Source organism: Mesorhizobium sp. M0676 (genome assembly GCF_040320535.1).
Classification (GTDB): Bacteria; Pseudomonadota; Alphaproteobacteria; order Rhizobiales; family Rhizobiaceae; genus Mesorhizobium.
This window is the reverse complement of the sequence record NZ_JAMYPU010000002.1, coordinates 267,909-280,805: the sequence shown is the minus strand read 5'-3', so window position 1 is coordinate 280,805 and position 12,897 is coordinate 267,909. Positions and strand designations below refer to the sequence as shown.

General features: G+C 63.1%; 9 protein-coding genes and 1 pseudogene. 5 read left to right on the top strand and 5 right to left on the bottom strand.

Features of this window, described 5'->3' with window-relative positions:
- Nucleotides 1–43: 43 nt before the first annotated feature.
- Complete coding sequence (locus tag NKI35_RS03390; RefSeq protein ID WP_023692173.1) at nt 44–1,096, top strand: substrate-binding domain-containing protein; 1,053 nt, start codon at nt 44–46, stop codon at nt 1,094–1,096.
- 70 nt (nt 1,097–1,166) lie between these two features.
- Here NKI35_RS03390 and NKI35_RS03385 read toward each other — a convergent pair whose 3' ends face one another.
- The 5 genes and pseudogenes from NKI35_RS03385 to NKI35_RS03365 form a co-directional block, all read right to left on the bottom strand.
- Nucleotides 1,167–1,454 (bottom strand): type II toxin-antitoxin system RelE/ParE family toxin, encoded by a 288-nt coding sequence (locus NKI35_RS03385; RefSeq protein ID WP_352738551.1) that lies wholly within the window; start codon nt 1,452–1,454, stop codon nt 1,167–1,169.
- Nucleotides 1,447–1,707 carry a ribbon-helix-helix domain-containing protein gene (locus NKI35_RS03380; protein WP_023692171.1) on the bottom strand — a complete coding sequence of 87 codons (261 nt, stop codon included), beginning with the start codon at nt 1,705–1,707 and terminating at the stop codon, nt 1,447–1,449. The genes NKI35_RS03385 and NKI35_RS03380 overlap by 8 nt, the downstream gene beginning before the upstream one ends.
- A gap of 88 nt (nt 1,708–1,795) precedes the next feature.
- Nucleotides 1,796–2,141 (bottom strand): annotated as a pseudogene (locus NKI35_RS03375) (D-alanine--D-alanine ligase A); the annotation flags it as partial.
- Nucleotides 2,142–2,353: 212 nt separating this feature from the next.
- A complete protein-coding gene (locus NKI35_RS03370) occupies nt 2,354–4,408 on the bottom strand; it encodes a bifunctional aldolase/short-chain dehydrogenase (protein WP_352738549.1) in 2,055 nt (684 codons plus the stop codon).
- Between the two features lie 94 nt (nt 4,409–4,502).
- A complete protein-coding gene (locus NKI35_RS03365; RefSeq protein WP_023701517.1) occupies nt 4,503–5,474 on the bottom strand; it encodes a sugar-binding transcriptional regulator in 972 nt (323 codons plus the stop codon).
- Between the two features lie 190 nt (nt 5,475–5,664).
- Between NKI35_RS03365 and NKI35_RS03360 the strand changes: the two genes are divergently transcribed.
- From NKI35_RS03360 to NKI35_RS03345, 4 genes are all read left to right on the top strand, one after another.
- Complete coding sequence (locus tag NKI35_RS03360; RefSeq protein WP_352738547.1) at nt 5,665–7,305, top strand: acyl-CoA synthetase; 1,641 nt, start codon at nt 5,665–5,667, stop codon at nt 7,303–7,305.
- A 161-nt stretch (nt 7,306–7,466) separates the two neighbouring features.
- Nucleotides 7,467–8,072, top strand: a complete 606-nt coding sequence (locus NKI35_RS03355; RefSeq protein ID WP_286461551.1) for a TetR/AcrR family transcriptional regulator — start codon at nt 7,467–7,469, stop codon at nt 8,070–8,072.
- Between the two features lie 58 nt (nt 8,073–8,130).
- Complete coding sequence (locus tag NKI35_RS03350) at nt 8,131–9,270, top strand: efflux RND transporter periplasmic adaptor subunit (RefSeq protein WP_023692166.1); 1,140 nt, start codon at nt 8,131–8,133, stop codon at nt 9,268–9,270.
- Nucleotides 9,271–9,518: 248 nt separating this feature from the next.
- Entirely contained in the window at nt 9,519–12,656 is a 3,138-nt protein-coding gene (locus NKI35_RS03345) for an efflux RND transporter permease subunit (RefSeq protein WP_352738544.1), read from the top strand.
- The last annotated feature ends 241 nt before the right edge of the window (nt 12,657–12,897 follow it).

Here is a 12,897-nt window from a genome sequence, read left to right as displayed (position 1 = left end):
GGCTGCCGGGACAGTTTTGGGTTCAACAAACGGAGGAAACAACGTGAACATCACAAGACGACTTTTGGGGAAGGTCGCGCTCGGATTGGCCGGCGCAACAATGCTGATGCAGGTCCCGGCCTTTGCCGCCGACAAGCCGGCGCCGTTCGACAAGCCCGGCGTCAAGATCGCGCTGGTGCGCTATCTCTCGACCGGCGATTTCTTCCAGGCCTATCTCTCGGGCGTCGAGTCCCAGTCCAAGGCGCTCGGCATCGATCTGCGTGTGCTCGACAGCCGCCAGGACGCCGCCCTTCAATCCGACATGGTCGACCAGGCCATCGCACTCGGCGTGCAGGGCATCATCATCCAGCACGGGCTGACGGAATCGATGAAGGACGCCGCCCAGCGCGCGGTCGATGCCGGCATCAAGGTCGTCGCCTTCGACGTCAATGTCGAAAACCCCAAGATCCCGCAGATCGAACAGTCCGACAAGGACCTTGCGCGCCTGGCGCTCGAGCAGGCGGTCAAGGACAATGGCGAGAGCTGGAACGCCGGCTATGTCTATGTCGCTGGCATCGCGCCGCTCGACCGCCGCAACGAGACCTGGGTCGACGTGAAGAAGAAACATGCCGGCATCAAGGAAGTCGCGATGTTCGGCACGCTCGACAACCCGATCGCCAACTCGGTCGCCAACCAGGCGCGCTCGGTGCTGCAGGCGCATCCCGACATCAATGTGATGTTCGCGCCCTATGACGAGTTCGCCAAGGGTGTGAAGATCGCCGTCGACGAGGCGGGGCTGAACAAGAAGATCAAGATCTACTCCGCCGACATCTCTACCTCGGACATCGCGGCCATGCGCGAGACCGACAGCGCCTGGGCCGCCACCGCCGCCACCAACCCTGCCGTCGTCGGCCAGGTCTCGGTGCGCGCGCTGGCGCAGCTGCTCGCCGGCGAGGACCCCGGCCACAACGTCATCGTGCCGCCGACGCTGATCACCCAGAAGGACCTGATCGACAAGGACATCAAGAACATGGAGGACCTGTCGGCCAAGCTGCCGCAATTCGCCCATGCCGATGTCGCCATGCCGGCCTGGATGCCGAACCCGAACGCGAAGTAGGATCGGACATCTGATAGATGCGAAGGGCGGCATGGGCCGCTCTTTTCATATTGATCGTAAGCCTGCCGGCCTACAACCAATGGTCTGGATCGCGCATCCCGTGGACAATCGCCACAGCGATAACACCATCGGGCTGCGGCTCGTAGATGATGATATAGCGGCCTTCGACGAGCACGCGGGCCGTTGCGCTTAACTCGGGCCGTGCGCTGCCCATCTTGGGGTGCTGCGCCGCCGGCTCCAGTCTTTCGAAAATGCGCATCAACAGTCTGTCTGCTGCCTTTTCATTGTCGGCGGCGATGGTGTGCCAGACGTCTCGCAAATCCTGCGAAGCGCGCGGTGTGAGCCTATAGCTAGCCACGGGCGCGGCGTTCTGCCTTCAGGCTGCCGATGAACTCGGTGGGGTCGACAGCCACTGGCTTGCCGCTGCCCATCCCGTCGGCATAGGCCCGCTTCAAGTGCTGGAGTTCGAGCGTGCGCAATTCCTCGCGCTGCTCCCATAAGCGCAGGGCGTCGCGGACAATCTCGCTGTTGGAAGCATAACCGCCACCTTCGATAGCGCTTTGCAGGCGAGCTATCTGCTGCGCGGTGAGGGATATGGTGAGGGTGCGCATAGGTTCGTTTTTCATACCCACATTATAATGCATCCAACAAGGTCTAACAATATCTGTTAGGAATCTGCCCCTGCATCATGACCGCCCGACTCGCACCAGCCACCGCGCCGTCCTCGCCATGCAGGCGTGCAGTACCGGAACACCATATTCGATGGCAGGCAGGTCGTGCGGCGCACCCTTGGCGGGGATCGCCAGCATCCGCCCATGCCCGCCCGGCGCCAGGCAAAGCTGCGTCCCATCAGACGGTGTCGCCAGCGCGCCGTCCTTGAATTGCTCAGCAGCTATTGGCCTTCGCGGGTGACGAAGATGGGAACGGCGTCGTATTTCGCCGGGTCCAGCGCGGCTATGACGTTGGTTGCCGAAAGCAGCGACACCTCATGCTCGGCGGAGCGCCCGCCGAACAGCAAGCCGACACGAAGTCTCTTCGCAGCCATCGACAACTCCACCAAGGATCAGGGTCGGAGCTCGCATGCGAAACACAAGGCGCGCCCTAAAGTGGTCGAGCAATAGGCCAAGGATTGGAGTGGATTTTGACCAGTTCGAGCAGTTTTTCAGCACGACCTGCAAAAGCAGTTCTCCGCCTGGAGTCCTTCAGGTGGGAGAGCGGTTCGTCGTTTTGGTGAACGATGAACCTCCAGGTCTATGTCTAGCGCAGCGCTGCGGCGATGTTGCCACCGTCGACCGTCGTCACATCGGCGGTGGTGCGTTCGGCCAATGCTTGGTGCAGGAAGGCCTGCGCCACGTCTTCTGCCGTCACCTCCTGTCCGAGCAGATTGCCCGACATGTATTCCTTCTCCGACACGCCGCGCGCGCCGGAACGGCTGGCGATCATGGCGTCGGTCAACAGGCCGGAGCGGATGCGGTCGGCGTTGACCGCATTGGAGCGGATGCCGTGCGAGCCGTAATCGAGCGCATATTGCCGGGACAGGAATAGCGTCGCCGCCTTCGGCACACCATAGGCGCCGAATTTCGGACCCGGGTTGACCGCCTGCTTGGAGGTGTTGAACAACAACACACCGCCGGTGCCCTGTTCCAGCATGATGCGCACCGCGTTCTGCGCCGCCGACTGGTGGGCGAAGAAGTTGAGCTCGAAACTCTTGCGCAGCAGGGCATCGTCGAGCTCGCCGATGCGGCCTTCCCAGGCGGCACCGGCGTTGGAGACCAGAATGTCGACGCCGCCATAGACAGCGACAGCTTTGTCGAAGGCGGCGCGCAGCTCGGCCGGGTTGGTGATGTCGGCGCCGACGCCGATCGAATTGTTGCCGGCTGCCTTTGCCGCCTCGGCCGCCCTGGCCGCATCGAGATCGACGACGACGGCATGCGCGCCATTGGCGGCGAACAGTTTTGCCGTCGCAGCACCGATCGCGCCGGCGCCGCCGGTGATCAGCACCACCTGGCCGGTCAGCGGCTTCGGCTTGTTGGAGGCGAGCTTGGCCTGCTCAAGCGACCAGTACTCCAGCGGGAAGAGATCGGCCTTCGATAGAGGATGGAAACTGCCGACGGCCTCGGCGCCGCGCACCGCCTCTATCCACATCTCGCCGACATCAGATGCGATCTTCGCATCCTTCAGCGTGCGGCCATGGCCGAACATGCCGAGGCCCGGCACCAGCGTCAGCCGCGGCATCGGGTCGAGCATGGTGCGCTGGACGTCGTCCAGCGCGTCATTGGTTTCGAAATAGGCGCGGTAGTCGTTGGCGAAGGCGTCGACATGGCTCTTGATGACGGCCTTGTAGTCGCCGGCCTTGTCGGCGTCTGGCGCCGGAACCGCCATCGGTCCGGTCTTGATGCGGATCGACAGATCGGGTGTCGACACGCCGCGTCCGGCATAGTCTGCAATGCCGGCCGAATTGATGAAATCGACAATGGCATCCGAGGTGCGAAAGTCGCTGATCATGCGATCGAAGCGGCCTTCGCCACGCGATACCGCCACCGCGCCACGCAGCATCGGCGCGATCGCTGCCGGCGTTGCGAGCTTGTCCGGCAGTGCGGCTTTCGCTGGCTTCGGCTTGCCGTGCTTGGCGACATAGTCCTCGGCCACGTTCACATAGTGGATCATGCGGTCGTAAGCCTGCTTCGCATCGTCGCCGAAGGTGAAGATGCCATGCTTGTCGAGGATCAGGCCTTCGACGCTGGGGTCGGCGTCGTAGACATCGGCGGCCACCTTGGCGAGGTCGAAGCCGGGCTTGATATAGGGCACGTATCCCATCTTGTCGCCGAACACGGTCTTGATCAGCGCCTTGCTGTCCGCCTGGTCGACGATGGCGAGGATCGCGGTCGAATGCGTATGGTCGACGAATTTGTGCGGCAGGAAGGCGTGCAGCAGCGTTTCGACCGACGGGTTGGGCGAGGCGGGATCGATGAGGTTTGCGCGCTGCAGCGCCACCATATCTTCGTCGGCGAGGCTGGCCAGCGCGCGCGCCTTCAAGAGCGGGCCCATCTTCACCGCCGGCAGGCCCTGCGGTTCGATGACGCCCATGTCCCAGCCGCTGCCCTTGACGCACAGCACGTCCCATTCGTCGCCGACGAGGTCTGTGACCTTGGTCTTGCAGGAAGTGTTGCCGCCGCCATGCAGCACCAGCCGCGGCTCGCCGCCGAGCAGCCGGGTGGTGTAGACGCGCAACGCGAGGTCGGGGGCCACGCCCTTTTTCGCATAATCGGCCACCAGTCTTTCCGCGTCGTCGTCATTCCAAAGGTTCTTCATGTCGCTATGTCCGCTTTGCTGTCTTTGATGTTGCTGTGAACAGGAGTGCCGCGACGCCTTGATGACAATGCGCCGGCTGCTGGGATTTCGTTTGTCAGGAAGCCTTTTTTGCCCCCGCGCTGGCTCCGGCATATTCGAGCAGCCGCCGCGCCATGCCGGCGCCGACGACCAGATGCGTGCAGAGTCCGCCGGCGAGTGCTGCGAGCAGCGGTTCGAACTTGCTGTCTTCCTGCACCACCATCAGCCGCTTTTCGATCTGGCGCAGTGACGACAGCGAGGCCGAGATGACGCGGCGGTTGTAGCTGCAGTCGAGCGCCTTGCCGGCGGCATCGATGATCTGGCCGGCAACGACTCCGGCGGCGCCCGCTTCGCGCAACAGCCCCATCTCGCCGGGGCTGAGCGCGCCGCATTTGACGACATGGCTGTCGCCATCGACAGTGCCGACCGAATAGAGCGCCAGATCGCAGTTGGCAATATCGGCCAGTTGTTCGCGGATCACCGGTTCGGCGCGCAGCCCATGCGCCAGCAATTCCGTCGTCAGCACCAGCGGCGCGTAGAAATTGAGGCCCTTGGCGTTGAGCCGCCGGGCGATCTCCATCGTACACTGGTCGGGACGGTAGGAGTAGGGCGCGCCGAGATTGCCGCAGAGCTGCACAACGGTGACGTCCTGCAGGTCGGCATAGGACATGACGTCGGCGATGGTGTAGACTGTGCGGCCCCAGGCGACGCCGATCCGGTCGCCCTTCTTGACCAGTTCAAGAAAGACGCCCGCCGCCAGCACCGCAACGTCCGTCGAAGGGTCGACGACATAGGCATTCTCCGGCGCGATCCACACCGCATCAAGCTTGAGCGCGTCCTCGAGCTGGCGCGCCAGCACGTCGTCGGTGAACAGTTGCGTCGAGGTCGAGATGTTGACGATGCCGGTCTCGCGCGCCTTGCGCAAATACATGGCGACCGAGGCGCGGGAAATGTTAAGCTGGCTGGCGACCTGGTCCTGGCGCAGGCCATGGGCATAATAGAGCCATGCGGCCTTGTGAATAAGCTGTTCTGCCGGTCGGATCGCCATGCCGTCTCCTCGGCTGACATTATTCACGGCTCTCGACAAAAGTCAAACTGGCGTGGGTATACGATACCTCTTTGCCCATCGAATCTGGACGATCATTGCGCCAAATGTGCCCGGTCGGGAATCGCCGATGGTGACGTGGCGGGAAGCTGTGGTTAGAAGTTCTCAACAATGAAAATTCGGGGAGCACGGGATGGGCAGTCCCTACGAGCACGATCTCGGCAAGAACGCCGCCAACCACCAGCCGCTGACGCCGCTCACATATCTGGAGCGGGCGGCAAGCACCTATCCCGATCATGTCGCCATCATCCATGGCAGCCAGCGCATCACCTATCGCACCTTCTGGCAGCGCTCGCTGAAGCTCGCCTCGGCGCTGTCGAAGCGCGGCATCGGCAAGGGCGATACCGTCACGGTGATGCTGTCGAACACGCCGCCGATGCTGGAGGCGCATTTCGGCGTGCCGATGACCAAAGCGGTGCTGCATTCGCTCAACACCCGCCTTGATGCAGCTGTCATCGCCTTCCAGCTCGACCATGCCGAAACCAAGGTGCTGATCGTCGATCGTGAATTTTCCGCTGTCGTCAAACAGGCGCTGGCGCTGACCAAGGTGAAGCCGCTGGTCATCGACTATGACGATCCCGACTATGCCATCGATGCACCCTATCCCAAGGGCGAGCGCATCGGCGCGATCGACTATGAGGGGTTCGTCGCCGGCGGTGACGAGGGCTACGCCTGGTCGATGCCCGACGACGAATGGGACGCCATCTCGCTCAACTACACCTCGGGCACGACAGGCAACCCGAAGGGCGTCGTCTACCACCATCGCGGCGCTGCCCTGATGGCCTACACCAACACCATCCATGCCGGCATGGCCAAGCACGCCGTCTATCTCTGGACGCTGCCGATGTTCCACTGCAATGGCTGGTGCTTTCCGTGGACGATGGCGGTCCAGGCCGGCACCCATGTCTGCCTGCGATGGGTGCGGCCGAAGCCGATCTACGATGCCATCGCCGACCACGGCGTGACGCATCTGTGCGGTGCGCCGGTCGTCATGTCGGTGCTGATCAACGCCAGGGACGAGGACAAGCGGACGTTCCCCCAGACGGTGACCTTCAATACGGCGGCAGCACCTCCGCCGGAAGCGGTGCTGTCGGGCATGGCCGATGCCGGCTTTGCCGTCACCCATCTCTACGGGCTGACCGAGACCTATGGCCCGGCGGTCGTCAACGAATGGCACGGCGCCTGGGACGATCTAGACAAGGGATCGAAGGCGCAGAAGAAGGCAAGGCAGGGGGTGCGCTATGCCGCACTCGAAGGCCTGACCGTGATGGACCCGGAGACGATGCAGAAGACGCCGGCCGACGGCGAGACCATCGGTGAGGTCATGTTTCGCGGCAACATCGTCATGAAGGGCTATCTGAAGAACAGGAAGGCGACCGAAGAGGCCTTTGCCGGCGGCTGGTTCCACTCGGGCGACCTCGGCGTCATGCATCCCGACGGCTACATCCAGCTCAAGGACCGCTCCAAGGACATCATCATCTCCGGCGGCGAGAACATTTCATCGATCGAGGTCGAGGAGGCCCTCTACAAACACCCGTCCGTGGCGTCCTGCGGCGTAGTCGCCAAGGCAGACGACAAATGGGGCGAGGTGCCGGTCGCCTATGTCGAGTTGAAGCCCGGCAAGGCGGCAAGCGAGACCGAGATCATCGAACACTGCCGCGCGCTGCTCGCCCGCTTCAAGGTGCCGAAGGCGGTGATTTTTGCCGAGATCCCGAAGACATCGACGGGGAAGATCCAGAAGTTTCAGCTGCGGGAAATGGCGAAGGGATCTTAGTTCCAGAGCGCAACGGCACGTAAGGTCGAGTTCGCGCACACCCTCTGTCACCATCTGTCACCAAATTGTACGCGTACGTCGAATTCGCATTGACACTTCCCTCTTTTCGATTTACAACTGACGAAAGTTGAAATTCGTCACTCATTAATCGACAGAGAGCCATGTCCGAAGCCGCCAGCATAATGGCCGACGCCACCCGCCAGGAGAATGTCACCCGCATTCTCGACTGCGCCGAACGCCTGTTCCGGCACTATGGTTACGGCAAGACCAATGTCGCCGACATCGCCCGCGAACTCGGCATGTCGCCGGCCAACATCTACCGTTTCTTCGCCTCCAAGGTCGAAATCCACCAGGCCGTCTGCGGCCGCATGCTCCTCGCCAGCTACAACATGGCCTACGAGATTTCCCGGTTGCCGATCAGCGCCGAGGAGCGGCTGCGCCGCTACGTGCATGCGCAGTACAAGATGACACTGGAAGTCATGCTCGACGACCAGAAGGTCCACGAAATGGTCATCGTCGCGCTCGAGCGCGACTGGGGCGTCATCGACAAGCATATCGACAGCATTCACGACCTGTTTGCCGAGGTCATCCGCGAGGGCATCGAGGCCGGCGAGTTTGCCGACCAGGATCCGGTCATCGCATCGCGCTGCTTCGGCGCCGCCACCGTCATTCTGTGCCACCCGCAAATGGTGGCGCAGTGCCTTGCCAAGACCAATCGGGCGATGCCCGACGATCTCATCGATTACGCGATCAAGGCTCTGAAGTAACAGCCGCCGCCCGCCGGGCGCCGGTGTCGACCGTTCATCTCCAGTCGGGAGTACGAAAGTGTCTTTGTCCAGTTCCATCATCCGCAAGCTGCCGGTCGCCGGCCTGATCGTCGCCACGCTCGGGCTCGCCGCCTGCAGCCAGGAGAAGACCGAGGTCCAGGACATCATCCGTCCGGTCAAGGTGGTCGAGATCGGCCAGGCCGAAAAGAGTCGCGAACTCACCTATTCCGGCTCGGTGCGAGCCCGTACCGAAATGAACCTCGGCTTTCGCATCTCGGGCAAGGTCACTGAGCGTCTGGTCGACATCGGCCAGCATGTGACGACAGGCGATGTGCTAGCCCGTATCGATCCCACGGACTATGAGTTGTCGGTCAAGAGCGCCAAGGCCAGCCTCGACGCCGCCGAGCGGCAGGTCGAGACGGTCGATCTGTCCCGCAAGCGCGCCGAACAGCTTTTTGCCAAGAACTTCACCTCCAAGTCGCAGCTCGAACAGGCGACGCTGAGCTACAACCAGGCGGTAGCGACGCGCGATGCCGCCCGCTCTACCCTTGCCCAGGCGCAGAACCAGGTCGTCTACACCGATCTCAAGGCGAGCGAGAACGGCATCGTCACGGCGGTCTCGGCCGATGTCGGCCAGGTGGTCGGCGCCGGAACGCCTGTGATGACCGTTGCCGTCGACGGCGAAAAGGAAGTGCTGATCGCGGTTCCCGAAATGGACATCGCCGCCTTCAAGCCGGGAAAGGACGTCAAGGCCAGCTTCTGGTCCGATGACGCGCTGGCGCTCTCCGGCAAAGTGCGTGAAGTCGCCGGCAGCGCCGACCAGCAGTCGCGCACCTTTGCCGTCCGCGTCTCGCTGCCCGACGACCCGCGCGTGCTGCTCGGCATGACCGCCAACATCGAGGCCTCGGTGGCCAAGAAGCAGGAGATGGTGTCGATCCCGCTTAGCGCGCTTGCGGAAAAGGATGGTCGCAAGATTGTCTGGACCGTCGACCGCGCCGGCGAGACGGTGCACGAGCGCCTGGTCAAGGTTGCGGAGTTCACCGCCGACGGCGTCAGCGTCGCCGACGGGCTCAAGCCGGGGGATGTCGTCGTTGCCGCCGGCACCCAGTTCATGACCGAGAATCTCAAAGTCAAGCTGACCGGCGATGCGGTCCAGGCCGCCTCTGCGGAAGGCGATGCCGCAAAGGCCCTGCGCTGACCGCAGGCATGAAGCCGGCTTGATCGTCGCTTCGGCGAAAGGGCTGGGCAAGCGAATTCAGGGTTTCCGGGCGGCGAGCGCCCGATGGTCGAGACGCCAAGATCGAGTTCCCCCGCATCGATCCGCGCGTCCCACCGCGATGAGTGTCTCTCCGCTCGGAAAGCCTCGCCGCCCGGAAGCCAGCATCGGAATATCCTAGCTGCATGCAAAGCGCATGCGCGCACGATCAACGAATTGGACTGACGCCGATGACCACCACCGACAGCACTGAAAAGCAGCCTTTCAATCTTTCGCGCTGGGCCATCGGCCATCCCTCGATCGCGCGCTTCCTGTTCGGTCTGATCATCATTGCCGGCGCGCTCGGCCTGATGCGCATGGGCCAGAAGGAAGACCCCGATTTCACTTTCCGCGTCATGGTCGTCCAGGCGATCTGGCCGGGCTCCTCGATCCAGGAGATGGAAGACCAGGTCGTCAACAAGATCGAGCGCAAGCTGCAGGAAACGCCGCACCTCGACTTCGTCCGTTCTTACACCCGCGCCGGCAGCGCCATCATCACCGTCCAGATCAAGGGCGACACCAATGCAGAGGAGGTGAAGGACGCCTTCTACCAGGTGCGCAAGAAGGTTGGCGACATCTCCGGCGACCTGCCGCAAGGCCTGCTCGGGCCCTATTTCAACGACGAGTTCGGCGACACCTTCATCACCCTGCACTCGATCGGCGGCGACGGCTACAGCTATCCGGAGCTGAAGAAATTCGCCACCCAGGCTCGCGACATGCTGCTGACGACGCCGGGCGTCGAGAAGGCCGTCATCATCGGCGACCAGCCGGAGAAGCTTTATATCGACGTCTCGTCCAAGGCCCTGGCCGAACGCGGCCTGACGCTGACCGACCTGCAGAACGCCATCAAGGGCCAGAACAATGTCGATCCGGCGGGCTCCGTCGACACCGGCCTGCGCTCGGTGCGCATCTCGGTCGAGGGCGATGTCACCAGGGCTGCCGACATCAGGGAATTGCGCCTGCGCGCCGGTGGTCAGGTGACACGTCTTGGCGATATTGCCACCGTGAGTTCCGGTCTCGAAGATCCCTATCAGCGCAAGTACCGCTTCAACGGCCACGAAAGCGTCCAGGTCGGCGTCGTCATGGCCAAGGGTTTTAACGTCAGGGACGTCGGCACGGATGTCGAGGCGACCTACAAGCGCTTTGAGGAAGCGCTGCCCTACGGCGTTGCGGTTGACCAGATCTCCAACCAGCCCGAGGTTGTCAAGGACGCCGTCAACGAGTTCATGGAGGCGCTCGGCGAGGCGCTGCTGATCGTGCTTGCTGTCTCGCTGCTGTCGATCGGCTGGCGTTCCGGCCTGGTCATCGCCATTGCCATTCCGCTGGTGCTGGCCGCCACCTTCGCCATCATGTACGAGCTCGGCATCGATCTGCAGCGCATTTCGCTCGGCGCCCTGATCATCGCGCTCGGGCTGTTGGTCGACGACGCCATGATCGTCGTCGAGATGATGGAGCGCAAGCTGGAGGAGGGGCTGGTCAAGATCGAGGCGGCGAGCTTCGCCTATTCCTCGACCGCCTTCCCGATGCTGAGCGGCACGCTGATCACCATCGCCGGCTTCATCCCGGTCGGCTTCGCCGCCTCGACCGCAGGCGAATATGTGCGCACGCTGTTCTATGTTGTCGGCATCGCGCTCGTCGTGTCGTGGTTCGTCGCCGTCTATTTCACGCCGTGGCTGGGCTACATGATCCTCAAGCAGCGCAAGCATGCCGGCAACCATCATGACGCCTTCGACACCGGCTTCTACCGGCGGCTGCGCGCCACGGTCTTCTGGGCGGTGCGCCACCGCATCATCGTTCTGGTGATGACGCTGGTCACCTTCGCCACCAGCCTGTGGGCGTTCCAGTTCATCCCACAAAACTTCTTCCCGCAATCCTCGCGGCCGGAAATCCTCGTCGATCTCTGGTTGCCTGAGGGAACCTCGATCAAGGAAGTCGAGACGCAGGCCAAGGCGCTGGAAGCCCGGATGATGGACGACAAGGACAAGCGCTTCATCGCCACCTATATCGGCGAAGGCGCGCCGCGCTTCTTCCTGCCGCTCGACCAGCAATTGCGCAATCCGAACTATGCGCAGCTTCTGGTGATGGCCAATGACGAGCCGGCACGCGAGCGGCTGACCCTCAAGCTGCGCTCAATCCTGGCGCAGGATTTCCCCTCGATCCGTTCCAAGGTCGACCGTCTGTTCCTCGGCCCGCCGACCGGCTGGCCGGTGCAGATGCGCATCATGGGTCCGGACCGCCAGGAGGTGCGCCGCATCGCCGACCAGGTGAAGGCGAAATTCGCCGAAAATCCGCTGCTCGGCGCCGTCCATGACGACTGGCTGGAGCCGGTACCGGCGATGAAGCTGATCATCGACCAGGACCGCGCCCGTGCTCTTGGCGTCACCTCGCAGCGCATCCGCCAGATGCTGCAGGCAGCGATGTCCGGCGCGCCGCTCGATGACTTCCGTGATGGCGAGGAGACGGTTTCCATCGTCGCCCGCGAACCGGACGCCAGCCGCAGCCTGCTGTCCTCGGTCGACTCGGTCTATATCCCGACCGATTTCGGCGGCTTCGTGCCGCTGTCGCAGGTGGCCAAGGTGGTGCCGGTGCTCGAGCAGGGCGTCGAATGGCGGCGCGACCGCCTGCCGACCATCTCGGTGCGCGCCACGCTGCCGGATGGCGTGCAGTCGAACGACGTCGTCACCAAGCTCTACAATGACATGCAGGGCATGCGCGCCGGCCTGGCGCCCGGCTACAAGATCGAGATCCAGGGCGGTGCGGAAGATTCCGCCGAAAGCCAGGCCTCGATTGCCGCCAAGGCGCCGATCATGCTGGCCGTCATCGTCGTGCTCCTGATGATCCAGCTGCAGCATTTCGGCAAGGCGATGCTCGTGCTGGCCACCGGTCCGCTCGGCATCATCGGTGCGGCGGCGGCTCTGTTGATCAGCGGCGCGCCGTTCGGCTTCGTCGCCATCCTCGGTGTCATCGCGCTGCTCGGAATCATCATGCGCAACTCGATCATCCTGGTCGACCAGATCGATCAGGACATCGCCAGGGGGATGGACCGATCGGAGGCCATCATCGGCTCGGCCGTGCGCCGTTTCCGGCCGATCGTGCTGACGGCGATGACGGCGGTGCTGGCGCTGATCCCGATCTCGCGTGCGGTGTTCTGGGGACCGCTCGCCTACGCCATGATGGGCGGCATCCTCGTCGCCACCGTACTCACCATCCTGGTGCTGCCGGCAGGCTACGCGCTGTTCTTCGGCCGCGAGCCGAAGCAAGGCAAGAAGCCAGCTGATGAGGCGGTGCAGGACAATGACAGGCCGCCACTTGCCCTGGCCGCCGAGTAAGCGCTGCCGGCGCACAGGATGCACCTTGGAAAAGGCTGGAACGCCGTACGCTTGACGTGCGGCGTTCTGGCTTTCTCGTTGCCGGTGGCACCGAGCACCTCGGCAAGTATCTCAACACCAGGCGGGTTCATCAAAATAGGTTGAACGGCCACCTGTATGAAAATGCTTCGCGGCGCCGGTTTTGCAAAACAGAATTCCTTTCCAGGACAACAAAGCCGTCCGATCCTGCTTACATATCGGA

Bases quoted from the DNA above. Each gene is read 5' to 3' on its own strand.
- NKI35_RS03380 (WP_023692171.1), bottom strand. From the start codon at position 1,707: ATGCGCACCCTCACCATATCCCTCACCGCGCAGCAGATAGCTCGCCTG.
- NKI35_RS03370 (WP_352738549.1), bottom strand. From the start codon at position 4,408: ATGAAGAACCTTTGGAATGACGACGACGCGGAAAGACTGGTGGCCGAT.
- NKI35_RS03365 (WP_023701517.1), bottom strand. From the start codon at position 5,474: ATGGCGATCCGACCGGCAGAACAGCTTATTCACAAGGCCGCATGGCTC.
- NKI35_RS03360 (WP_352738547.1), top strand. From the start codon at position 5,665: ATGGGCAGTCCCTACGAGCACGATCTCGGCAAGAACGCCGCCAACCAC.
- NKI35_RS03355 (WP_286461551.1), top strand. From the start codon at position 7,467: ATGTCCGAAGCCGCCAGCATAATGGCCGACGCCACCCGCCAGGAGAAT.
- NKI35_RS03345 (WP_352738544.1), top strand. From the start codon at position 9,519: ATGACCACCACCGACAGCACTGAAAAGCAGCCTTTCAATCTTTCGCGC.